Origin of the sequence: Neisseria chenwenguii, assembly GCF_002216145.1 — a bacterium.
GTDB classification, from domain to species: domain Bacteria; phylum Pseudomonadota; class Gammaproteobacteria; order Burkholderiales; family Neisseriaceae; genus Neisseria; species Neisseria chenwenguii.
The window spans coordinates 2,355,259-2,378,866 of record NZ_CP022278.1 but is presented as its reverse complement, the minus strand read 5'-3'; the positions used below and the strand labels follow the sequence as shown (position 1 = coordinate 2,378,866).

Here is a 23,608-nt window from a genome sequence, read left to right as displayed (position 1 = left end):
TTGTTTCTTGAAAATTAGAGTCGGTTTGGAGCAATCAAAGCAAACCTTTTTTCTCCAAATAGCTTTCGTAATCGCCCAGATAATGCTCGTAGCCGCCTTTGCCGTCCAGCTCGATGATTTGGGTGGCGAGCGAAGAGACGAACTGGCGGTCGTGCGACACGAAAATCAGCGTGCCGTTGTATTTTTCCAAGGCCATGTTCAGCGATTCGATGCTTTCCATGTCCATGTGGTTGGTCGGTTCGTCCATAATCAGCACGTTGGGTTTCAAGAGCAGCAGTTTGCCGTAGAGCATGCGGCCTTTTTCGCCACCGGACAATACCTGCACTTTTTTTACCACGTCGTTGCTGCCGAATAAGAGACGGCCGAGTGTGCCGCGGATGACTTGTTCGTCGTCACCCTCCTGACCCCATTGGCGCATCCATTCGCTCAAATCCATATCGACGTCGAAGTCGTTTTCATGGTCTTGCGGGTAGTAGCCGATTTTGGCTTTTTCCGCCCATTTGATGCTGCCGGCGTCGGCTGTGAGGCCGTCTGAATATTGCGGGTCGTATGCACCTGCCAACAGCTTGAGCAGGGTGGATTTACCAGCGCCGTTGGGGCCGATGATGGCGAGGCGTTGGCCGGCTTCGAGGATGAAGTTCAGGTTTTTGAACAACTGGGTTTCAAAGCGTTTGGCCAGTTTTTCCACTTCCACGGCCTGACGGTGCAGCTTGGCTTTTTCGTCGGCTTCAAAACGGATATACGGGTTTTGGCGGGTCGAAGGTTTGACTTCCACCATTTCCGATTTAATCTTGTCGGCCTGTTTCAGACGGCTTGTGGCTTGGCGGGCTTTGGATTTGTTGGCCGAGAAGCGCGCCACGAATTCTTGCAGCTCTTGCAGTTTTTCCTTGGCTTTGGCGTTGTCTTTCAGCGCGCGCTCGCGTGATTGGGCGGACGCGAGCATGTAGTCGTCGTAGTTGCCGGGATAAATCGTGATGGTGTTGTAGTCCAAATCGGCCATGTGGGTGCAGACTTCGTTGAGGAAGTGGCGGTCGTGGCTGATGATGATCATGGTTGAATCGTATTGGTTCAACACGCCTTCGAGCCAGCGGATGGTGTTGATGTCGAGGTTGTTGGTCGGCTCGTCGAGCAGCAATACGTCGGGTTTGGAAAACAGCGCCTGCGCAAGCAAAACACGCAGTTTGAAGCCGGGGGCGACTTCGCTCATTTGCGCGTTGTGCAAATCTTCGGAAATGCCCACGCCGCTCAAAAGCTCGGCCGCGCGTGCTTCGGCGGTGTAGCCGTCGTATTCGGCGAACTTGGCTTCCAAATCGGCCGCACGCATGTAGTCGTCTTCGGTGGCTTCCATGTTGGCGTAAATTGCGTCGCGTTCGGTCATTGCCGCCCACATTTCGGTATGCCCCATCAACACCACGTCCAACACGCGCATGTCTTCGTAAGCAAACTGGTCTTGGCGCAGCTTGCCGAGGCGCACGCCGTTTTCAATCGCCACTTCGCCCGCCGTCTGCTCCAAATCGCCGCCCAAAATTTTCATAAACGTCGATTTGCCCGAGCCGTTGGCACCGATCAGGCCGTAGCGGTTGCCCTCGCCGAATTTGACGGACACGTTTTCAAACAGCGGCTTCGCGCCGAACTGCATGGTAATGCCGTTGGTAGAAATCATTCGTGTAAAACCTTTATAAATAGAGTGTTATAATCGGGCGGGATTGTAGCATATTTTGCACACCGAAGGCCGTCTGAAAAGACGGTTTGGAAAGGGAAGACTATGGAAACCGAAAAAATCTACTACGCCGTCATCGTATTGATTTGCGCCGCTTCCATGTTGCTCAGCCCGTTTTTCTACATCCGCCGCAGCCGTTCGGGCACAGAAGTCCGCCGCCGGCCGATGCGCTGGAAGATCATCATTTTTTCCAACCTTGTTATGATTGCCGCGCTGGCATTTATCTGGTGGAAATTTTTTCTATAGTGAAATTAAATAAAAAATCCACTTCGTTGGCTGCGGCTTGTCATACCATTCGTACTGTCTGCGCCTTGCCGTCTCGTATCTTTCTTATTTTAGTTCACTATAATGTTTTAAAAACACATTCAAGGAAACCGCAAACAATGAAAAAAACCGCATTACTCGTCCTTGCCCTAATCTCCGCCGCAAGCGCGCAAGCCACCGTTTACGAATGCCGCGACGGCGCAGGCCGCAAAGTTTATTCGCAAAACCCGGGCAAAAACTGCAAATCACTCGATTTGGGCAAACCCTCCGTTTACACCGCCGCGCCAGCGCCAACCAAACAAACCGCCGCCGTCGAAGCGCCCGCCGCCAAACCCGCGCCCGACAATTCCGCCGCCAAAGCCGAATTGGCCGCCGCCCAAAAAGCATTGGCAGAAGGCAAAAACATCCGTTACGGCAACGAGCGCAACTATGCCAAATATCTAGAGCGCATCCGCGGTTTGGAAGCGCAGGTCAAAGCCGCGCAGGAAAAGGTGAATGCCGCCGCAGCGGGCAAGGATGCGCACTAAGGCCGTCTGAAAAACCGCTAGTCTTGCAAGGCAGGCAACCCCGCCGGCCATTTGCTTCAACAAATTTTCAGACTGCCTCAACGCTTTTCAGAGAGGAAAGACAAAAAACAGATTTCTCCTTCTGTTTTTTTGTCAGTAAAAATAATCAAATTCAACGCCTTAAGGCCGTCTGAAAAAAAGGAACAGTCATGACCCAAGATTTCCAATCCACCCTCAAAGCGCTGGGCAAGCAGGCGAAAAAAGAAGCCGAAGCGCGGCAGCTTGAGGCCGAAGAAGCCAAAAAACGCGAGGCGGAAAATGTCGATTTCGCCAAAGCCGTCGGCAGCGTCGTGCCGCTGAAAAACACCAACCGCTACGTTGCGCCGCGCGACACTTCGCCGCTCAAACCGCGTCCGAAAGACACTGCCGCGCTGGCGGCGGAGGATTATTTCTACGTCGGCAGCGGCAACGGCGACGAGCCGCCCGCCAGCTTCAGCAAAAACGGGCAGGGCAAAAACGACCTCCAGCGCCTGCGAAACGGCCATTATCCCGTGGTCGCCGATGTGGATTTGCACGGCTACACGCAGGAAGAGGCGCAGCAGGTGTTGAACGAATTTATCGGGTTCGTCAAAAAACGCGGCGTGTGCGCCGAAATCGTCCACGGCAGCGGCTTGGGTTCGGCAGGTTACAAACCCGTTTTGAAAAACATGACCCGCCGCTGGCTGATGCAGCACCCCGACGTTTTGGCCTACGTCGAACCCCGCGCGGGCAACGACGGCGCGGTCAGGATTCTGCTCAAACGGCGGCGGGTTGAGGGCGGATGAAAATAGGTTTGAGGCCGTCTGAAACTCTGAAAGCTGATATTTTCAGCAAGTAGATACGGTTCGCCCACAGGCGGCATAACCGTACGCCACGTTGTTTGGAAACAGCTGCTGATGCCGTCTGAAAAATGGGGGGCGGTTGTGCAATTCGTACTGCATGGTTGGCGCGGGTTTGTACGGTTACGCCGCCTGTGGGCGGCTAACCGTACCTGAAGTTAAAACATCCAAAAGTCTCAGGCCGTCTGAAATTCGGCGGCTTTTTAAGCGAACATTCAAAGGCCGTCTGAAAACCCAAAAACATTTTCAGACGACCTTGTCTATTGATAATGGAATCAGGCTTTCAGACGGCCTCTTCGTCTTTTGCGATAAACATATCCACACCGAATTCACAGCGGATTTTCCGTTGTTCCAGCGTTTTGCGCAGGCGTGCGTCGTTTTGCGGCAGGGCGGCGCGTTCGGCTTCGGGGTGGTAGAGGTGGTAGGCGATGCCGGCAAATCTGAGGTTGTGGCGTTTCATGCCGTTGTGGAAACAGCGGGCGGCAAAGTCGCTGTCTTCTCGCCCCCAGCCGACGTAGCCGTTGTCGAAGCCGTTGACGGCAAGCGCATCGCTGCGGAAAAAGGCCATGTTGCAGGTTTTGATGCTGCGGTGGCGCCGGTTGCCCTTGCGGGCGGTAAAAGCGGCCAGCGGCGGCAGGCGCAGGGCGGCGCTGCGTTTTTCGATGCCGTCTGAAAAAACGGAGAGTTTGGGCAGGCTGTCGGCTTTGAGGATTGCTGCGGTTTTTCCTTCGGTCAGCAAAACGCGTGAGCCCTGTATCAGACGTCCTTTGCGGGCGTGTTTGAGGTGGTCGGCGACAAAAGCGCGGTGCAGCAGCATGTCGCCGTCAATCAAAATAATGTAGTCGCTTTTTGCGACCGCCAGCGCACGGTTGCGGGCTTCGGCGGCACGGAAGCCGTCGTCTGGACGCCAAGTATGTCTGACGGGGATGTCTGTGTGTTCTCTAAATAATTTGACGACTTCGGCGGTGTCCCGGCGCGAGCCGTCGTCGGCGACGATGATTTCGTCAGGCAGGCGGGTTTGTTCGAGCGCGGATTGGAGCACGAAGGCGAGCGCATCGGGACGGTTGTAGGTGGTGATAATCAGCGAAACCGTGATTTGGCGGTTGCGCTCGTAAAGTTTGACGTATTTGTAGTACGATCCTTGCGCGTTGGCCACGGAAATCGTGAGACCGTCCGAACCGTAGGCGAAACCGCGTTTGAGAAAGTAGTTTTTTACAAACGATACAGCGCCGTGCAATAGTGCTTTAAACGGCGTAGCGCCTTTTTTGTAGCGGTTTTCGTCGGCGTAGAGCGAGCTGTATTGCTGCATTTTCCGAATCAGCCCTTCGGCGTTTTCAAAAGAATAATGTTTCAGACGGCCGTCGAGCGCACGTTTGTCGGTTTCCGGCGGCAACACCAGCGCTTCGTGAACCTGACGGTCGGAGAAGCGGGTAAAGCCGCGGTGGTAGAGGCGAGGGATAATGTCGGGATACCAGCCGCAGCCTTTGATCGGGCGGCCGTTGTAGTGGTTGAGGCGGGAGAGGATATAGACGGCATTTTCGCGGTTTGCGGCGACGGCTTCGCGGATGCTTTCGATTAATCCGGCATCGGGGATTTCGTCGCTGTCGATGCTGAAAATCCAGTCGTTTTGCGCGAGTTTGGCGGCCAGGTTTTTCATCGGGCCGAAGCCGTTGAAATCGTGTTTGTAGTAGCTGACGTTTGGAAACTCTTTGGCGATGTCGAAGGTACGGTCGGTCGAGCCGTTGTCGAGCAGCAGCACTTCGTCGAAATCGGCCAGCGCGGTCAAAACCTCTTCAAGGTAGCGCTCGGAATTTTTAACCAGCATGGCGGCGGTGGCGGGAATGCTTTGAATCATGGGATAAGGCCGTCTGAAAAAAGGGAAAACGGCCGTATTTTAACCGATATGGGGTACAATATGCGTTTGATTTTTTTCAGACGGCCAAACAAGGTTTTTCCCGAAAATGCAGCTTATCCTCGCGCCCATGCAAGGCTTGGTGGACGACGTGATGCGCGATTTGCTCACCCGCATCGGCGGTTTCGACGAATGCGTCAGTGAATTTGTCCGCATCACCCACACTGTCCATTCCCGCCAGACTTGGCTCAAACACATCCCCGAACTTGCCCGCGGCGGCAAGACACCCGCAGGCGTGCCGTGTACCGTGCAGCTCTTGGGCAGCGATGCGGAAAACATGACGGTCAACGCGCTGGAAGCCGTGCGCTTCGGCGCGGCAAAAATCGACCTCAACTTCGGCTGCCCTGCGCCTACGGTCAACAAACATCAGGGCGGTGCGGTTTTGCTCAAAGAGCCGGAACGGATTTTCCAAATCGTTAAAGCCCTGCGCCAAGCGCTGCCTGAAACCGTGCCGCTGACCGCCAAAATGAGGCTGGGTTATGAAAACACTAACTGCGCGCTCGAATGCGCCGCCGCCATCGCCGAAGGCGGCGCCTGCGGCCTGACCGTCCACGCCCGAACCAAAATCCAAGGTTACGAACCGCCTGCGCATTGGGACTGGATCCGCCGCATCCGCGAAGCCGTCGCCATTCCCGTTACCGCCAACGGCGACGTATTTACCCTCGAGGATTATCAAGACATCAAAGCCGCCAGCGGCTGCCAAAGCGTCATGCTCGGACGCGGCTCAGTTATCCGCCCCGATTTGGCACGGCAGATCAAGCAGTTTGAACGCGGAGAAACGGCAGTTTCCGCCGATTTCGCCGAAATTGCAGGCTGGATACGGCTGTTTTTCGATTTGTGTCTGGCCAAAGAAGCTGATAACAAATACCCCGTCGCGCGGCTGAAACAATGGCTGGGCATGATGAAAAAAGAATTTTTGCAGGCGCAGGTTTTGTTTGACGAAATCCGCACGGTAAGGGAGGCGGACGAAGTGAAACGGATTCTGGAAAATTTTGAAAAACAGCAGTTTGAATTGTGCCGCTGAGGCCGCTGAAAAATACCAATGCCGTCTGAAAGTTTCAGACGGCATTGGTATTTTTCAGCGGGAGGCTATTGAAATAGCCGGCAGCCCTACATCCGCCCCAATTCGCGCTGCAATGCACGGATGTTTTGTTCGCGGTCGAGAACCGAGCTTTGCAGGCTGCGGATTTTTTCGTGATCCACGCTGCCGCCTTGCGCGGTGCGGGCGGCGGCAAGGGCTTTTTGCGAATCGCTCAAGGCTTTGCGTTCGTTGGAAAGTTCGGCTTCCAAAATCGAACGGCGGCCGCTGCTGCCCGAGGCTTTCGGCACGGGTGCGGGCGTAGCGGGAACGTACGCGGCGGCGGCTTTTACCGGTGCGACGGGCGCGGATTTGTCGGATTTGGCGGCGCTGCGGCGCGGTTTGGGTTGCTGCAGCGCCGGCCGGGTTTCGGAAACCGTCGGTACGGGCGCATCGTAACGGCTGCTGCTGTATTTGCCGATGGGCGGCAAATCGGCGGCGGAACGGCAGCCGATATTGGGGTTTGAGGTGTAAATGATGTGGCCGTTGACATCGCAGGTATAGATTTTTGCGGCCTGCGCGGCGGGAACGGCGGCGGATATGAATGCGGCGGTAATGACGGTTTTCAATGTGTTTGTTTTCATGGTTTATTTCTTGCTTGAAAATGTGCGGAAGCCGCGCCCTTTCTCAGACGGCCTGTCTGATTTTTCAGCATTTCCGGCTGTTTTTTTGGCTTTTTTGGGTTTGTCGGCTTTGGGTTTCGCTTTGCTTTTGCGCGCTTTGGCGGGTTTGTCCGAACTGCTTTCCAGCCGGTATTCGCCGCCTTTGTAGCTGCTGATGCCGCGCAGGGATTCGCTTTTGCAGCCGCCGTTGGCTTCGGCGGTATAGACTGTTTTGCCTGCCACGTCGGTGCAGCTGTAAACGGCAGCAGCCGCGGCGAGCGGCTGGCTGAGGGCAAGCGCGGCGAAGAAGGCGCAGGCGCTTGGTTTGAGTGTCTGTTTCATGTTTTTTCCGTATGTGCGGCCGTTTTCAGACGGCCTTTTTTATGCGGAACGGCGCTTGCGTCAGGCAAATTCGGCGTCGATTCGGGCGAACACCTGTTCTAATTCTTCCTGCCATTCCAGCCAGTTTTCTTCCAACTGCTGCAATTTTACTTTAGTTTCTGTCAACCGAGCGAGTATCTCCTGCAATTTGGCCTTATTTTCGTCGGAATAGGCGTCTTCCTGTGCCAAAAATGCTTCACAGGCCGTCTGAACTTCGCTTAAGCGGGCGATTTCTTTTTCGGCGCGGTCGATATTCTGCTGCAAGGATTTGCCGCGTTTGGCTTTTTCCTGGCGGATTTGCGCTTCGATGCGCTTGGTGTCTTTGCGGCTCTGGCTTTGCGCGGATGCGGCGGGCGCAGCGGCGGCGTTTTCCTGCGCGAGGCGATAGCGGCGGTAGTCTTCCAAATCGCCGTCAAAGGTTTTCAGACGGCCTTTGTCGATGAGCAGGAAGCTGTCGGTGGTGGCTTCGAGCAGACTGCGATCGTGGGAAACGACAATCAGCGCGCCCTGAAAACTCTGCAAAGCCAGCGTGAGCGCGTGGCGCATATCCAAATCGAGGTGGTTGGTCGGTTCGTCCAAAAGCAGCAGGTTGGGCTTCTGCCACACAATCATCGCTAAAGCCAGACGCGCTTTTTCGCCGCCGGAAAACGGCGCGATTTTCTGCAGGGCCGCATCGCCGACGAAATTGAAGCCACCGAGGAAGTTACGGATTTCCTGCTCGCGCACTTCGGGCGAAAGCTGCTGGATGTGCCGGATCGGGCTTTGGTCGTCGCGCAGGGTGTCGAGCTGGTGTTGGGCGAAATAGCCGATGTTGAGTTTGTCGCTGCGGACAATCTGACCTGAGAGCAAATCCAGTTCGCCCGCCAAGGCTTTGATAAATGTGGATTTACCGCTGCCGTTGACGCCTAAAAGGCCGTAGCGTGCGCCGCTTTCGAGTGACAGGCTCAGGTCGTGCAAAACGACGGTTTTCCCGTAGCCCAAATCCGCTTTATCGAGTTTTAACAAGGGGTTGGGCAGATGCGCAGGCTGTTCGAATTCAAACGCAAATTCGCTGTCGAGATGTGCGGGCGCGATGCGCTCAAGTTTGGCCAGCTCCTTGATGCGGCTCTGCGCCTGCGTGGCTTTGGTGGCTTTGGCTTTGAAACGGTCGATAAACGACTGTAAGTGTTTGATTTGATTCTGCTGTTTGGTATAAGCCGCTTGCTGTTGCGCCAGCCGGCGGGCGCGTTCGGTTTGGTAGAAATCGTAGTTGCCGCTGTATTGGGTCAGTTTTTGCCCTGACAATTCAAGCGTTTGGGTTGTGGCAGCGTTGAGAAAATCGCGGTCGTGGGAAATGATGATTTGGGTGCACGGCAGGCCGGCCAAGTGATTTTCCAACCACAACACGGTTTCCAGATCCAAGTGGTTGGTCGGCTCGTCCAAGAGCAGCAAATCGGCGCGGCACATCAGCGCCTGCGCCAGATTGAGGCGCATCCGCCAGCCGCCGGAAAAGGCTTTGACGGGCTTGGCGTGTTCTTCTTGGTAAAAACCCAGTCCGCTCAATAATTTGGCTGCGCGCGCGGGTGCGGTGTAAGCATCGATTTCTTCCAGCTTGGCATGATATTCGGCCTGCTTCATGCCGTCGTTTTGCGCTTCGGCTTGGGCTAAGGCCGTCTGAAAATGCTGCAAATCCGCGTCGCCCTGCAACACATAATCCAGCGCTGAAACATCCAGCGCGGGAGTTTCCTGCGCGACCGCCGCCAGTTTCCAATGTTTCGGAATCAGCACATCGCCGCCGTCGGCACTGATTCCGCCTTTCAGCAGCGCAAACAGGCTGGATTTTCCCGTGCCGTTTTTGCCGATGAGACCAACGCGCCAGCCCGGATTGATAACGGTGCTTGCTTTGTCGAGCAACACTTTCAGGCCGCGTTGCAGGGTAAGGTTTTTGAGTTCGATCATGGCGGAAAACGGGAAGAAAAACGAAAGGCGGTATTTTATAGTGAAACCAGTTAAAACGGCTACGGCGTTACGGCGGCTTGTGGCGTATTGGAAAGGCAAACAGAGTTGAGGGCCGTCTGAAAAAACCACCCTCCCCCGCAAAAATTGTCAACATTTTCCCGCCCTGCCCCCAAGCCAAAGCAGCTGTTTGTGCGTATAATGGCGGCTTTCTTTAACGCTTTTTGAGAGCCCGAACCATGTCCGTCGTTCTGCCCCTGCGCGGTGTTGCCGCACTCTCCGATTTCCGTGTTGAAAAACTGCTGAAAAAAGCCGCCGCGCTCGGTCTGCCCGAGGTGGAATTTTCCAGCGAATTCTGGTATTTCGCCGCGTCCGCCTCGACTTTGGACGTTGCGGCGGTGGAAAAGCTGCAAGCCCTGCTGGATGCGCAGGCGGCGCAAACACCGGCGGCTTCAGACGGCCTGCACCTTTTCCTGATTACCCCGCGCATCGGCACGATTTCGCCGTGGGCTTCCAAAGCGACGGATATTGCGCGCAACTGCGGCCTGTCTGAAATCGAGCGCATTGAGCGCGGGACGGCGGTTTGGCTCAAAGGCCGTCTGAACGACGGACAGAAACAGCAGTGGGCGGCGCTTTTGCACGACCGCATGACCGAATCCGTGCTGCCGGATTTTCAGACGGCCTCCGCGCTGTTCGCCCACCCCGAAGCGCAAACCTTTGACACGGTGGACATTCTCGGCGGCGGCAAAGACGCGCTGCTCAAGGCCAACACGGAAATGGGCCTGGCGCTTTCGCCCGACGAAATCGACTATCTCGTTGAAAACTATCAGGATTTGAACCGCAACCCCAGCGACGTGGAGCTGATGATGTTCGCGCAGGCCAATTCCGAGCACTGCCGCCACAAAATCTTCAATGCCGACTTCATCTTAAACGGCGAAAAGCAGCCCAAATCGCTGTTCCGCATGATACGCGACACCCACGAAGCGCACCCCGCAGGCACGGTGGTGGCCTATAAGGACAACGCTTCGGTCATCGAAGGCGCGAAAATCGAGCGTTTCTACCCGCGCGCGGGCGAAAACCAGGCCTACCGTTTCAGCGAAGAAGACACCCACATCCTGATGAAGGTGGAAACCCACAACCACCCCACCGCTATCGCCCCGTTTGCGGGCGCGGCCACGGGCGCGGGCGGCGAAATCCGCGACGAAGGCGCAACGGGGCGCGGTTCCCGCCCCAAAGCCGGCTTGACGGGCTTCACCGTGTCCAACCTCAACATCCCCGAACTGCCGCAGCCGTGGGAAAAACCCTACGGCAAACCCGGCCACATCGCTTCGCCTTTGGACATCATGATTGAAGGCCCCATCGGCGGCGCGGCATTCAACAACGAATTCGGCCGCCCTAATCTCTTGGGCTATTTCCGCACCTTTGAAGAAAAAATCGACGGCCAAGTGCGCGGCTACCACAAGCCGATTATGATTGCCGGCGGTTTGGGCAACATTCAGGCGCAGCAAACGCATAAGGACGAAATCCCCGAAGGCGCATTACTGATTCAGCTCGGCGGCCCGGGCATGCTCATCGGTCTCGGCGGCGGTGCGGCTTCGTCTATGGACACCGGCACCAACGACGCTTCTTTGGACTTCAACTCCGTGCAGCGCGGCAACCCCGAAATCGAACGGCGCGCGCAGGAAGTCATCGACCGCTGCTGGCAGCTCGGCGACAAAAATCCGATTATCTCGATTCACGACGTGGGCGCAGGCGGCTTGTCGAACGCGTTCCCCGAATTGGTCAACGACGCAGGCCGCGGCGCGAAATTCAAGCTGCGCGACGTGCCGCTGGAAGAACACGGCTTAACGCCGCTGCAAATCTGGTGTAACGAATCGCAAGAGCGTTATGTATTGTCGGTTTTGGAAAAAGATTTGGACACCTTCCGCGCCATCTGCGAACGCGAACGCTGCCCGTTTGCCGTGGTCGGCACGGCCACCGACGACGGCCATTTGCAGGTGCGCGACGATTTGTTCGACAACAATCCGGTCGATTTGCCGCTGAACGTATTGCTCGGCAAACCGCCTAAAACCACCCGCAACGACAAAACGGTCAGCCGCGAAAACACCGCTTTTGTTTCAGACGGCATCGACCTTACCGAAGCCGCCTACCGCGTCTTGAGCCTGCCTGCCGTGGCCGCCAAAAACTTCCTGATTACCATCGGCGACCGCAGCGTCGGCGGCATGACCCACCGCGACCAGATGGTCGGCAAATACCAAACGCCCGTGGCCGACTGCGCCGTGACCATGATGGGTTTCAACACCCATCAAGGCGAAGCGATGTCCATGGGCGAAAAGCCGGCCGTCGCCCTGTTTGACGCGCCTGCTTCCGGCCGCATGTGCGTCGGCGAAGCGATTACCAACATCGCCGCCGTCAACATCGGCGACATGGGCAACATCAAACTCTCCGCCAACTGGATGGCCGCCTGCGGCACCGAAGGCGAAGACGAAAAACTCTACCGCACGGTAGAAGCCACTTCGCAAATCTGCCAAGCCTTGGGTTTGAGCATTCCCGTGGGCAAAGATTCGCTATCGATGAAAACCGTATGGCAGGACGGCGCGGAACAAAAATCCGTGGTCTCTCCTTTGAGCCTGATTATTTCCGCGTTCGCCCCTGTTAAAGATGTGCGCAAAACCGTTACGCCCGAGCTGAAAAATATGGACGACAGCGTATTGCTGGCGATTGACTTGGGCTTCGGCCGCGCCCGTATGGGCGGCTCGGCTCTCAGTCAGGTTTACAACCGAATGACAGGCGAAAGTCCCGACATCGAAGCAGGCCGTCTGAAAGCATTTTACGAAGTGATTCAGCAGCTTGTCGCCGAAGACAAACTCTTGGCCTACCACGACCGCAGCGACGGCGGCCTGTTTGCGACTCTGGCGGAGATGGCGTTTGCGGCGCGTTGCGGTCTGGATTTGGACATCGGCAGCCTGACCGGTGCGACGTTTGCCGCACTCTATCCTGAAATCATCGCGGCAAAATCGCTCACGCCGCAACAGCCCGGAACCGAACTGCCGTGGGAAGAGGAATTGGCCGCCGAGTGGAACAACGCCTTGACCTGCGCATTGTTTAACGAAGAACTCGGTGCCGTTGTCCAAATCCGCAGCCAAGACAGCGAAGCCTTTCAGACGGCCTGTGCCGACGCAGGTTTAGGCGACGCGGTTTCCGAACTGGGACGTATCAGCAGCGGAAACGGCATCTGCCTGCGCGACGGTTCGGAAATCCTGTTCTCCGCCGACCGCACCGACCTGCAAAAAACTTGGCAGCAAACCAGCCACGCGATTCAGAAGTTGCGCGACAACCCGGCCTGCGCCGACAGCGAGTTTGCCTTAATCGGCGATGACGAACGCAGCGCATTGTTTGCCGATTTGACCTTCGACGTGAACGAAAACCCCGCCGCACCGTTTGTCAACAGCGGCGCGAAACCGAAAATCGCCGTCCTGCGCGAACAGGGCGTGAACGGCCAAATCGAAATGGCCGCCGCCTTTACCCAAGCCGGTTTCGACGCATATGACGTGCATATGTCCGACCTGATGAGCGGCCGCGTGAATCTGGAGACTTTCCAAATGCTGGCGGCCTGCGGCGGTTTCAGCTACGGCGACGTGCTCGGCGCGGGCGAAGGCTGGGCGAAATCGATTCTGTTCCACCCCGCATTGCGCGAGCAGTTTGCCGCGTTCTTTGCCAATCCGAACACGCTGACTTTGGGCGTGTGCAACGGCTGCCAAATGGTGAGCAATTTGGCCGAAATCATCCCGGGCGCGTCCGCATGGCCGAAGTTCAAGCGCAACGAGAGCGAACAGTTCGAAGCGCGCCTGAGCATGGTTCACGTGCCGAAATCGGCTTCGCTGATTCTGAACGAAATGCAGGGCAGCAGCCTGCCGGTGGTGGTCAGCCACGGCGAGGGCCGCGCCGACTTTGCCTTGAAAGGCGGCCAAGTGCCTGCCGATTTGGGCATTGCGCTGCAATACGTCGACGGCCTGAACCAAGTCACGCAAACCTACCCGCTCAACCCGAACGGCTCGCCGCAAGGCATCGCGGGTGTCACCAACGCCGACGGCCGCGTGACCATCATGATGCCGCACCCCGAACGCGTGTTCCGCGCCGCGCAGATGAGCTGGAAACCCGAAAGCTGGACGGAGCAGTCCGGCTGGGCACGCCTGTTCGCCGGCGCGCGTAAGGCTTTGGGCTGATCCGCCGAACACGGTTTGAACATCAAGGCCGTCTGAAAAATGGAAGTGATTCCGTCGTTTTTCAGACGGCCTTGTCGAACCCCGGTTCAACCCACATCACTCAAGATAGAAAAAATGAACGCATCCCATCCGCAAACGCTCGTTGTTCATCCACTCAAGGCAGAAAACCGCGAATGGTTTATCCGCTCCCTCCAGCAGGCATTCCGTCAGGCATTTCAAGATGAGTTGGCGGAAAACGAAGAAATCATCAGCCGCGAAGAAATCGAAACCTGTATGCAGGGCGAACGGGCGCAATACCTGCAGATTGAAGCCGGTGGCAGCATGGTCGGCGGCGCGGTGGTCAACATCAACCCGCAAACGAAGCATAACGGGCTGGAACTGTTTTTCATCTGCAGCAGCCGGCACGGCCAAGGCTTCGGACAACAGGCTTGGAAACTGATTGAGCAACGCTATCCGCAAACACGGGTATGGGAAACGCATACGCCCTATTTCGAAAAACGCAATATTCATTTCTATTTGAAATGCGGCTTTAAAATCGTGGAATTTTATGCCGAGCAAAATCCGGCTCCCGACAAACCGGGCAACGGCAGCCATGCCGTGCCTGACGAAATGTTCCGCTTTGAAAAGGAAATGAAATAAACCGCCGCCATGCGACAGGCCGTCTGAAAACGTTTTTCAGACGGCCTCAACCTTTTTTGCATTCTGCCCCGCATAGGGTATGATAAAGCCTGATTTGCCCAGAGGCCGTCTGAAACATGAAACACGCTTTTATCCTCAGTGATTGCGACTATCCGGAATGCGACACCAAGCCGTTTGCGCTTTTGACCGCCAATCCGACCAAAATGCACCACTATGTCGCGCAAACCGAGCAGCGGCAGCATGCGCACAATGCGGACGTCGGCGCACAAAACCAAAACGTTTACCGCCTGCCCGTCGGCCTGTTTCACAAGCCCTACCGCGGCGAAGCCGACAATGTAAACATCATCGCCAATCTGGCCGCCAAAAACCTCTACACGCTGACTTTCGTCGAAGGCTCGCCCAATCAATACAATCTGGAAAGCTGGTTCAACCGCCACGAAAGCGGCTATGAAGATTCCTGCCAATTGCTACGAACCCTGCCCGCAGGCCGTCTGAAAGCCCCCGATGCCGTTTGGCGGATTCTGCGCCTGAAACTGCTGGGCATTTTGCGCAACCCGAACAACCACAAAACCCTGTTCGCCCACCGGCTGCATCAGGCCATCCGCCGCCAACTGCCCGCCGTAAGCCGCGAATTCGTGCATTTGATCCGCGGGCGCGAGCCCAAACACATCGAAGCGGTTATGCAGGATTTCGGCTTTACCTTTACGGGTTACGTCGATTGGCTGTCGAATCTTTACGGTATGCTCAGCGACGGCGTTTCGCAGCCTTCCCTGTTCGAACAGATGTTCCGTTCCGCATTCGACACGCCCGAAGCGGTGAAAATCGAGCTTTACCGCTATCCTGAAAACTCGGGCTTGTGTCTCTTTAACGACCGCTCGTTCTGCATTCAGGAATCGAAAAAGGAAATCAGCGTCGGCGTGAACATCGCCCACGATATGTTTGCCGTCGTGCACATCAAACCGGATTTGTGGCACGCGTTGAAAAACGAGTTTCCCCACAGGCAAACCCGCAAACAGGGCGAAATCCACATTTCCGACCGCAACCAAACCCAACGCCTGACCTACAACCGCCTGACCGTCAAACAGGCGCGCGCCGCCGTGTACGGCCTGAGCCGCAACCGCCACGATTATTTACCTGAATTGCCGTAAAGCCGGCATCGTTTCAAAACACTGCATCCGCAGTGCACAATATTTACAAAGGCCTTCAGGCCGTCTGAAAAAAGGAACACCATGAAAATCACCCCCGTCAAAGCCTTCAACGACAACTACATCTGGATGATTCAGGAAGGCAACCAGGTCGTCTGCGTCGATCCCGGCGACCCCACGCCCGTGTTGGAATTTATCGTCGCACAGCGGCTGATGATCGCCCAAACTTGGATTACCCACCCCCACCACGACCACACCGGCGGCGCAGGCGCCATCCGGCGCACCTTTATGGAATCGCCCGTTTACGGCGCCGAAGACATTCCCGACGCCACACACACCGGTGGCGCGGGTACGCAAATCCCGTTCGGCGGCGGACTGGCCACCGTTTGGGAAACCCCCGGCCACACCGCCCATCATCTGAGCTACCTCTTCGAACATTCAGACGGCCTGCACGTCTTCTGCGGCGACACCCTTTTCAGCGCCGGCTGCGGGCGCGTCTTTACCGGCACCATCGAGCAGCTTTTCGACAGTTTCAGCCGTTTCAACCAACTGCCCGAAACCACCCTGTTTTACCCCGCCCACGAATACACCGCCGCCAACCTGCGCTTCGCCGCCCACATCGAGCCCGACAACCCCGATATTCAGACGGCACTCGCCGCCACCGAATACCGCACCCCCACCCTGCCCGTCACCCTCGCCCACGAGCGCCGCGTCAACCCCTTCCTGCGCGTCGGCCTGCAACACGTCTGGACGCGGGTGGAAAACCTGTGCGGCAGAAAACTGAACAGCGAATCGGAAGTTTTCGCCGAACTGCGTGAATTGAAAAACAACTGGCAGCCGCCCGAATAACGGATACAAGACCACTCAAAAACACAAGCCGCTATTTCCTGTCCTTGTAAACTACCGATACAGGCAGAAGCCTTTTTCTACGCAACCATGCGCTCCAGCAACCCGAAGAAAGAAGAAAATGTCCGAACAAAATACCAAGCCGACACTGAATCCCGCCAACGACGAACGCAACAATCCTGTTTACCGCCTCGGACAGACAGTTGCCAAATTTATGCTTTTCGTGTGGGCGATCGTGCTGATACTGGTTCTTTATCTCTCATTCCGTTTTTGGCTGGCCTGAACTGCGCCTGCATTAAGAAAAGGCCGTCTGAAATTCAGACGGCCGCCTTCTTGTATCTATCATCCATCTTTCACTCAATCCCAATATCCAAACACACCACTTCCCCGCAGACAGCTTTACCCGCCCCGCTGAAATGCGCGGGTTTGTAAGCCGCGAAAGTGTAGGTCAGGCCGGCGCGGAAGGTGTCGGGATCGGCGCTGCCGCTGCCGCTGTCGCAGTCCAAACCCGTGGGAATGTCGAGCGCGGTTTTGAGGCCGTCCGAACGGTTGAGCAGGCGGCAGACGGCGGCAACAGATTCGGGCAGCGCACCGGTGAAGCCTGTGCCAAAAATGCCTTCGATAATGACGTCGTAACCGTTTTTCAGACGGCCTTCGAGTTCGTCCGGCTCAACAAACACAATGTTTTCCAAACCCTGCAAGCGGTCGCGGTTGAGCGTGGCGAGCGGCGACAGGTTTCCGCCCAAAACGAAAGCGATGTCGATGCGCCAGCCGGCGGTCTGCATGACACGCGCCATCACGAGCGCGTCGCCGCCGTTGTTGCCCTTGCCGCAAACTACCAGCGCGCGCCCGGGATTCGGACGGCGTTTGAGTAAATCGGCAGCGGCGGCGCGGCCTGCGTTTTCCATCAGTTGCTCGAAACCCGTGCCTTTTTCAACGGCGGCCTGCTCGGCGGCGCGCATTTGCTGTGCGGTGTAGGTTTTCATGACAACTCCTTTGTCGGGGCGTTTGGGGATTGGGTGCGTTTTTATAAATATCAAGCTGCCTGTTTAAAGGCCGTCTGAAAAACCCGCATCACGCAGTTTTTCAGACGGCCTCTGCTTTATTTCGCAGCCAGCGCTTCGAGCAGTTTGCCGTGTATGCCGCCGAAACCGCCGTTGCTCATGACGAGGATTTGGTCGCCGCTTTCGGCATTTTTCACGATTTCGGCCACGAAGTTTTCCATATCCGTGCCGACGTGCAGCTTGCCGCCCAGTGGGGCGAGGGCTTCGGCGACGTCCCAATCCACACCGCCGGCGTAGCAGAAGACCAAATCGGCTTCGGCAAGGCTGGCGGGCAGCGCGGCTTTCATGGTACCGAGTTTCATGGTGTTCGAACGCGGCTCCAATACGGCCAGAATCCGCGCGCTGCCGACTTTTTGGCGCAAGCCGGCAACGGTGGTTTCGATGGCGGTCGGGTGGTGGGCGAAGTCGTCGTAAACGGTTACGCCGTTGGCGGTGCCTTTGACTTCCATGCGTCGTTTGACGTTTTTAAACTCACCGAGCGCTTCGCAGGCCGTCTGAATATCGACGCCGACGTGGCGGGCGGCGGCGATGACGGCAAGCGCGTTCATGCGGTTGTGTTCGCCCATCAAGTCCCAAACGATGCGGCCGACGGGTTCGCCTTTGAAATGGACGGCAAAACTGCCGTCTGCGGCCACATCGGCAATCTGCCAGCCGGCTTGGTTACCGAACCACTCGACGGGTGTCCAGCAGCCTTTGTCTATGGTTTCGTGCAAGGCTTCGGCGCGGCCGTTGCTGACGATCAAGCCTTCAGACGGCACAGTGCGCACAAGGTGGTGGAACTGGGTTTGAATTGCGGCCAAATCGGCGAAGATGTCGGCGTGGTCGAATTCGAGGTTGTTCAACACGGCGGTACGAGGGCGGTAGTGGACGAATTTGCTGCGTTTGTCGAAAAACGCGGTGTCGTATTCGTCGGCCTCAATCACGAAAAACGGCGATTTCGAGGCGGGATCTTGGCGCGGCGCCTGCGGCAGGCGTGCGGAAACGCTGAAGTTTTGCGGTACGCCGCCGATAAGGAAACCGGGTGCGAGGCCGGCGTATTCCAACACCCAGGCGAGCATGGAAGCGGTAGTGGTTTTACCGTGGGTGCCGGCAACGGCCAACACCCAGCGGCTGTGCAACACGTTTTCCGCCAGCCATTGCGGGCCGGAAATATAGGGCAGACCGCGGTTTAACACGGCCTCGACCACATCCATCCCGCGCTTGGCGACGTTGCCGATTACGTAAACATCAGCCTGAAATTCGTCGAGCTGCGCGGCATCGAAACCTTCGTGAACATCAATGCCCAGCGCTTCGAGCTGGGTGCTCATCGGCGGATACATCTTCGCATCGCAGCCGCTGACTTTGAAGCCCGCTTCTTTGGCAATGGCGGCCACGCCGCCCATAAATGTTCCGCCGATTCCGATAATGTGGATGTGTTTCATAGGATATGCTTTTGAAAAATGTGGGGTTGAACGAGGTGGATATTATAGCGGAAGTTGGGCGGGAAAATCCCCATCCTTGCCTCCGCCTTTTACCTTTTAAATATGGTATCCGAAATGACGCTGCCCTGCGTCAGACATCCGCATTCCGGCGAACGTTAAATCACCGCCCCCGCCAGGCTTGTCAAGCCGGCAAAAAATAGTAAAATGCGGAAATTGTTTACAATTCGAAACCAACCCCAAGAAAGCACGAAACATGGCGTTAATCGTACAAAAATACGGCGGCACATCGGTCGGTTCCGCCGAACGCATTAAAAACGTAGCCAAACGTGTCGCCAAAGCCCGCGCCGAAGGTCATGACGTGGTCGTGGTCGTATCGGCCATGAGCGGCGAAACCAACCGTTTGGTCGCGCTGGCGCACGAAATGCAGGAAATCCCCGATCCGCGCGAGTTGGACGTGGTATTGTCCACCGGCGAACAAGTCACCATCGGCCTCTTGGCAATGGCGCTCAAAGGCATCGGCGTCGAAGCCAAAAGCTACACCGGCTGGCAGGTCGCCGTGAAAACCGATACGGCGCACACCAAAGCCCGCATCGAAGACATCGACGGCGAAAAAATCCGTGCCGACTTACGGGCCGGCCGTGTTGTGATTGTGGCGGGCTTTCAGGGCATCAGCAGCGAAGGCAACATTTCCACACTCGGCCGCGGCGGTTCGGACACTTCTGCCGTTGCGCTGGCCGCCGCGCTCAAAGCTGACGAATGCCAGATTTATACCGACGTGGACGGCGTTTACACCACCGACCCGCGCGTCGTGCCCGAAGCGCGCCGCCTCGATACGGTTACCTTTGAAGAAATGCTTGAGCTGGCCAGCTTGGGTTCGAAAGTTTTACAAATCCGTTCGGTGGAATTCGCCGGCAAATACAAAGTGCGCCTGCGCGTATTAAGCAGTCTGCAAGACGGCGGCAACGGCACTTTGATTACCTTTGAAGAGGACGACAACATGGAAAGAGCTGCCGTAACCGGTATCGCATTCGACAAAAACCAAGCCCGCATCAACGTGCGCGGCGTACCCGACAAACCCGGCGTGGCCTATCAGATTTTAGGCGCGGTTGCCGACGCCAATGTCGAAGTGGATATGATCATCCAAAACGTCGGCAACGAAGGTACAACCGACTTCTCCTTCACCGTACCGCGCGGCGACTACAAACAAACCCTCGAGCTGCTCAACGGTCTGAAAGACAGCATCGGCGCTACCGACATTACCGGCGACGATACCGTCTGCAAAGTTTCCGCCGTCGGCATGGGTATGCGCTCACACGCAGGCGTGGCCTCGAAAATCTTCCGCACATTGGCCGAAGAAGGTATCAATATCCAGATGATTTCGACTTCCGAAATCAAAGTTTCCGTCTTGATTGACGAAAAATACATGGAACTGGCTACCCGCGTGTTGCACAAAGCGTTTGAGTTGGACAAATAACGCCGTTTTAAAATACAAAGAGGCCGTCTGATACTTCGACTACGCTCAGTAACCGGATTTCAGACGGCCTGTTTGCCTGATGCGGGAATGCTGATTTTAACCGGACATCAAGCAACCACTACTCTATCGGCCAACGCTCTCAAAGCAACGAGATGGACAATCTCGCTCGGCGCCGTGCAACAGTCTGCCAACACACTGACTTTATAAGCGCCGGCCTGAGGAGAAACCGCAGTATGCGTGATACAGTTTTGTGTCATGATGCCGCACAAAACCAGCTCTTCAATTCCCCGCTCCTGCAAAACGGCTTTCAAGTCGGTATTCAAAAACGAATCGGCATGGGCTTTTTCCACCAAAGGACAGTCGTCAAGTAGTGAAGCCACCGATTCATGCAGCGCCGCACCGTGCGTACCACGCTGGAACACCGATCCATCGTCGGGCGAAATGTGCTGAATGGCAATGACCGTCCAACCATCAGCTTTCGCCTGCCGGATGCGCGCCGCAATTCGGGCAGCAGTTTCGTCTGCCTGCCATTGCGGAAAGGCGCCGCCTGCGCTGCCGAAATATTCGTTTTGTACATCAATCACAATTAATGCGGGTTTCATCGCCTTTCCTATCTTTAATTTTTGAAAGTCTATTATACGCCCAGCTAACGGGTAATACGACAACAGGCCGTCTGAAACTTTCAGACGGCCTGTTTGCATTTTACGGCTTTTCAAAACCGCTTAAATCTCAATACCTTTGAGCTTGGCAACAGTATTGATGTCTTTATCGCCGCGTCCTGAAAGGTTGACCAGAATCACTTGGTCTTTCGCCATTTTCGGCGCGTTTTCCACCGCCCAAGCCAGCGCATGGCTGGATTCGAGTGCGGGGATAATGCCTTCAAACTGACACAGCAAATCAAAGGCTTCCAGCGCTTTATCGTCGTTGGCGGCGGTGTATTCCACGCGGCCGATGTCGTGCAGGTGGCTGTGTTCCGGGCCGATACCGGGGTAGTCCAAACCGGCGGAGACGGAATGCGTGCCCAATACCTGACCGCCCTCGTCCTGCATCAGATAGCTGCGGAAACCGTGCAACACGCCGACGGGTGCGCCTGAGGTAATCGGCGCGGCGTGGTCGGGCGTATCGACGCCGAGTCCGCCCGCTTCCACGCCGACAAGGCGCACGTTTTCTTCGCCGATATAGGGATGGAACAGGCCGATGGCGTTGGAACCGCCGCCCACGCAGGCTACGGCAGCATCGGGCTGGCGGCCGATGGCTTCAAGCATCTGCGCTTTGGCTTCGTTGCCGATAACGCATTGGAAATCGCGCACCATCTCGGGGTAAGGCGCGGGGCCGGCGGCGGTGCCGATGATGTAGAATGTGTCATCGACTTTCGCCACCCATTCGCGCATCGCTTCATTCATCGCATCTTTGAGTGTGCGGCTGCCGCTTTCCACGCTGACGACTTCCGCACCCAAAAGTTTCATGCGGAACACGTTCGGCATCTGACGCTGAATATCGTCCGCGCCCATAAACACGCGGCATTTCATACCGAAACGCGCGGCGACGGTTGCGCTGGCGACGCCGTGTTGACCCGCGCCGGTTTCGGCAATCACGTTTTTTTTACCCATTCGGCGCGCAAGCAGCGCCTGACCGATGGTGTTGTTGACCTTGTGCGCCCCCGTATGGTTCAAATCCTCACGCTTGAGCCAGATTTGCGCACCACCCAAATGAGCAGACAGCCGTTCGGCGTGGTAAACGGGGCTCGGACGGCCGACATAATGCTTCAAATCGTGGCGGAATTCCGCCCAAAACCCAGCATCGTTTTTCGCGGCTTCGTAAGCCTCGGCCAATTCTTTCAGCGCGGGAATCAGCGTTTCGGAAACATACAGTCCGCCGTGTTCGCCGAAAAAACCCTGCCCGTCGGGCGCTTGGTAGTTTTTCATTTTTTATCCTCTGTAAAACTTTACAAACGACACCAAGGCCGTCTGAAAAACACTAAATCTGCGATAGCTTAGCACAGATGCCGCACGGCTTCAGCGGCAATTTTTCAGACGGCCTCTTGAGGAAAATTTTTTAATGCCGTCTGAAAACCTGATAGCTATCATCAATTTCAGTGCAAACTGTAACCACCGCTTGATCCGTATAAAAAGGCCGTCTGAAAACAAATCTGTGTTTCAGACGGCCTTATTCTAAAAAGCGTTATCAACCGCCGCAAGCGCCGCAGCAGCCGCTTGCGCCTTTTTTCATATCGATGACCATACGGCCGTTGATTTTACCGTCGCGCATTTCTTGGAAAATCGCAGGCGCGTCATCGAGCGGACGCAGTTCCACTTTCGGTACGACCAAGCCCTCGGCACCGAATTGAAACGCTTCGGCCAAATCCTGACGCGTACCCACCAGCGAGCCGACGACTTCGATACCGTCCAGCACGATGCGCGGAATCGACAAATCCATGCTTTCGGGCGGCAGGCCGATGGCGACCACGCGACCGCCCGCACGGACAGCGTCCACAGCCGAATTGAATGCGGTTTTGGAAACGGCGGTAACGATTGCCGCATGGGCGCCGCCTGTTTTTTCCTGAATGACTTTTGCCGCGTCTTCTTTTGCCGCATTAATTACAATATCCGCACCAACTTCTTTGGCAAACGCCAGTTTGTCGTCGTTGATGTCGATGGCAATAACGTGCGCGCCAAACACTTTTTTCGCATACTGGATGCCCAAGTTGCCCAAACCGCCCGCTCCGTACACAGAAATCCACTGCCCCGGACGGACGCCGGAAACTTTCACGCCTTTATAAGTAGTCACGCCCGCGCAGGTAATACTTGAAGCCTGTGCAGGATCAAGGCCCTCAGGTACTTTGACCGCATAGTCGGCATCCACTATACAATGTGTCGCCATACCGCCGTCGGCGGTGTAGCCTGCGTTCAATACGCTGCGGCACAGGGTTTCACGGCCGGTGTTGCAGTATTCGCACGAACCGCAGCCTTTGAAAAACCATGCAATGCTGACGCGGTCGCCCGCTTTCAGGCTTTTCACACCCGGCGCGACTTCTTTGACGATACCGATGCCCTCGTGACCCAACACGCGTCCCGGTTTTTCACCGTAATCGCCTGCGGCGACGTGCAAATCGGTATGACACACACCACAGTATTCCACCTCTACCAATGCCTCGCCCGCCGCCAGCGGGCGCAACTCGCGTTCCACCACTTCCACATCGCCCTTAACGGCCTGATTGACTACAACAGCACGCATTTTCATGATAACTCTCCTTGTCGGTCGAACCGGAAACAAACCACATTAAAAACTCAAGCCGGGTACGGAAATATTCACACTTAAACGACCCTGCTGCCTCCCACGGAAGGCAGTTTGAGTATGAACCCGCAGAATTGCTTTTGTCAACCGCCAACATATTGAAATAAAAGAAGATGTTATACTGTAACAAATAAGCATTGTCATTAACTGTAAAATTTCAAACCGAAACAATCCTACGCCGGCCGATATTTCCTTTTGTTTCAACACAATACGACTCCAGAAT

Annotated in this window: 20 protein-coding genes; 10 read left to right on the top strand and 10 right to left on the bottom strand. The window is 56.1% G+C overall.

Translation table 11 applies throughout. The annotated features are described in order from the left end of the window. Window positions 1-34: 34 nt before the first annotated feature. Window positions 35-1,663 carry an ABC-F family ATPase gene (locus tag BG910_RS11490; protein ID WP_089036960.1) on the bottom strand — a complete coding sequence of 543 codons (1,629 nt, stop codon included), beginning with the start codon at window positions 1,661-1,663 and terminating at the stop codon, window positions 35-37. Between the two features lie 102 nt (window positions 1,664-1,765). On the opposite strand from BG910_RS11490, the gene BG910_RS11485 reads away from it, so the two are divergent. From BG910_RS11485 to BG910_RS11475, 3 genes are all read left to right on the top strand, one after another. Then, on the top strand, window positions 1,766-1,966 hold the full coding sequence (locus BG910_RS11485) for a hypothetical protein (protein WP_089036959.1): 201 nt from the start codon (window positions 1,766-1,768) through the stop codon (window positions 1,964-1,966). Window positions 1,967-2,103: 137 nt separating this feature from the next. Beyond that, entirely contained in the window at window positions 2,104-2,511 is a 408-nt protein-coding gene (locus tag BG910_RS11480; RefSeq protein WP_089036958.1) for a DUF4124 domain-containing protein, read from the top strand. Between the two features lie 188 nt (window positions 2,512-2,699). Continuing rightward, a complete protein-coding gene (locus BG910_RS11475; RefSeq protein WP_089036957.1) occupies window positions 2,700-3,314 on the top strand; it encodes a Smr/MutS family protein in 615 nt (204 codons plus the stop codon). 337 nt (window positions 3,315-3,651) lie between these two features. Here the strand turns inward: BG910_RS11475 and BG910_RS11470 are convergent, their stop codons facing one another. Continuing rightward, the gene (locus BG910_RS11470; protein WP_089036956.1) at window positions 3,652-5,223 is read right to left on the bottom strand and encodes a glycosyltransferase family 2 protein; all 1,572 of its coding nucleotides are present in this window, start codon (window positions 5,221-5,223) and stop codon (window positions 3,652-3,654) included. Window positions 5,224-5,329: 106 nt separating this feature from the next. Between BG910_RS11470 and BG910_RS11465 the strand changes: the two genes are divergently transcribed. Next, entirely contained in the window at window positions 5,330-6,304 is a 975-nt protein-coding gene (locus BG910_RS11465) for a tRNA dihydrouridine synthase (RefSeq protein WP_089036955.1), read from the top strand. A gap of 86 nt (window positions 6,305-6,390) precedes the next feature. Here the strand turns inward: BG910_RS11465 and BG910_RS11460 are convergent, their stop codons facing one another. The 3 genes from BG910_RS11460 to BG910_RS11450 are packed head-to-tail and all read right to left on the bottom strand — an operon-like array spanning window position 6,391 to window position 9,279. Then, window positions 6,391-6,942, bottom strand: a complete 552-nt coding sequence (locus tag BG910_RS11460) for a hypothetical protein (RefSeq protein ID WP_198344803.1) — start codon at window positions 6,940-6,942, stop codon at window positions 6,391-6,393. Between the two features lie 3 nt (window positions 6,943-6,945). Then, a complete protein-coding gene (locus BG910_RS11455; RefSeq protein ID WP_089036954.1) occupies window positions 6,946-7,302 on the bottom strand; it encodes a DUF4124 domain-containing protein in 357 nt (118 codons plus the stop codon). A 60-nt stretch (window positions 7,303-7,362) separates the two neighbouring features. Further along, a complete protein-coding gene (locus tag BG910_RS11450; protein ID WP_089036953.1) occupies window positions 7,363-9,279 on the bottom strand; it encodes an ATP-binding cassette domain-containing protein in 1,917 nt (638 codons plus the stop codon). A gap of 236 nt (window positions 9,280-9,515) precedes the next feature. On the opposite strand from BG910_RS11450, the gene purL reads away from it, so the two are divergent. The 5 genes from purL (at window position 9,516) to BG910_RS12640 (ending at window position 16,415) form a co-directional block, all read left to right on the top strand. Then, the gene (gene purL, locus BG910_RS11445) at window positions 9,516-13,502 is read left to right on the top strand and encodes a phosphoribosylformylglycinamidine synthase (RefSeq protein ID WP_089036952.1); all 3,987 of its coding nucleotides are present in this window, start codon (window positions 9,516-9,518) and stop codon (window positions 13,500-13,502) included. 114 nt (window positions 13,503-13,616) lie between these two features. After that, window positions 13,617-14,141, top strand: a complete 525-nt coding sequence (locus tag BG910_RS11440; protein ID WP_089036951.1) for a GNAT family N-acetyltransferase — start codon at window positions 13,617-13,619, stop codon at window positions 14,139-14,141. 116 nt (window positions 14,142-14,257) lie between these two features. After that, the gene (locus BG910_RS11435) at window positions 14,258-15,289 is read left to right on the top strand and encodes a hypothetical protein (RefSeq protein WP_089036950.1); all 1,032 of its coding nucleotides are present in this window, start codon (window positions 14,258-14,260) and stop codon (window positions 15,287-15,289) included. A gap of 81 nt (window positions 15,290-15,370) precedes the next feature. Continuing rightward, complete coding sequence (gene gloB / locus BG910_RS11430; RefSeq protein WP_089036949.1) at window positions 15,371-16,135, top strand: hydroxyacylglutathione hydrolase; 765 nt, start codon at window positions 15,371-15,373, stop codon at window positions 16,133-16,135. Between the two features lie 118 nt (window positions 16,136-16,253). Continuing rightward, the gene (locus tag BG910_RS12640) at window positions 16,254-16,415 is read left to right on the top strand and encodes a hypothetical protein (protein ID WP_089036948.1); all 162 of its coding nucleotides are present in this window, start codon (window positions 16,254-16,256) and stop codon (window positions 16,413-16,415) included. A gap of 70 nt (window positions 16,416-16,485) precedes the next feature. On the opposite strand, the gene BG910_RS11420 is transcribed toward BG910_RS12640, so the two are convergent. Next, entirely contained in the window at window positions 16,486-17,118 is a 633-nt protein-coding gene (locus BG910_RS11420) for an NAD(P)H-hydrate epimerase (protein ID WP_089037258.1), read from the bottom strand. Between the two features lie 116 nt (window positions 17,119-17,234). Beyond that, on the bottom strand, window positions 17,235-18,617 hold the full coding sequence (mpl, locus tag BG910_RS11415; protein ID WP_089036947.1) for a UDP-N-acetylmuramate:L-alanyl-gamma-D-glutamyl-meso-diaminopimelate ligase: 1,383 nt from the start codon (window positions 18,615-18,617) through the stop codon (window positions 17,235-17,237). A 253-nt stretch (window positions 18,618-18,870) separates the two neighbouring features. On the opposite strand from mpl, the gene BG910_RS11410 reads away from it, so the two are divergent. Further along, window positions 18,871-20,091 (top strand): aspartate kinase, encoded by a 1,221-nt coding sequence (locus BG910_RS11410; protein WP_089036946.1) that lies wholly within the window; start codon window positions 18,871-18,873, stop codon window positions 20,089-20,091. Between the two features lie 107 nt (window positions 20,092-20,198). Here the strand turns inward: BG910_RS11410 and BG910_RS11405 are convergent, their stop codons facing one another. The 3 genes from BG910_RS11405 to adhP form a co-directional block, all read right to left on the bottom strand. Beyond that, entirely contained in the window at window positions 20,199-20,693 is a 495-nt protein-coding gene (locus BG910_RS11405) for a cysteine hydrolase family protein (RefSeq protein ID WP_089037257.1), read from the bottom strand. Between the two features lie 120 nt (window positions 20,694-20,813). After that, a complete protein-coding gene (trpB, locus tag BG910_RS11400; protein WP_089036945.1) occupies window positions 20,814-22,016 on the bottom strand; it encodes a tryptophan synthase subunit beta in 1,203 nt (400 codons plus the stop codon). A 259-nt stretch (window positions 22,017-22,275) separates the two neighbouring features. Next, window positions 22,276-23,331 (bottom strand): alcohol dehydrogenase AdhP, encoded by a 1,056-nt coding sequence (gene adhP / locus BG910_RS11395; protein ID WP_198344802.1) that lies wholly within the window; start codon window positions 23,329-23,331, stop codon window positions 22,276-22,278. Window positions 23,332-23,608: the final 277 nt, after the last annotated feature.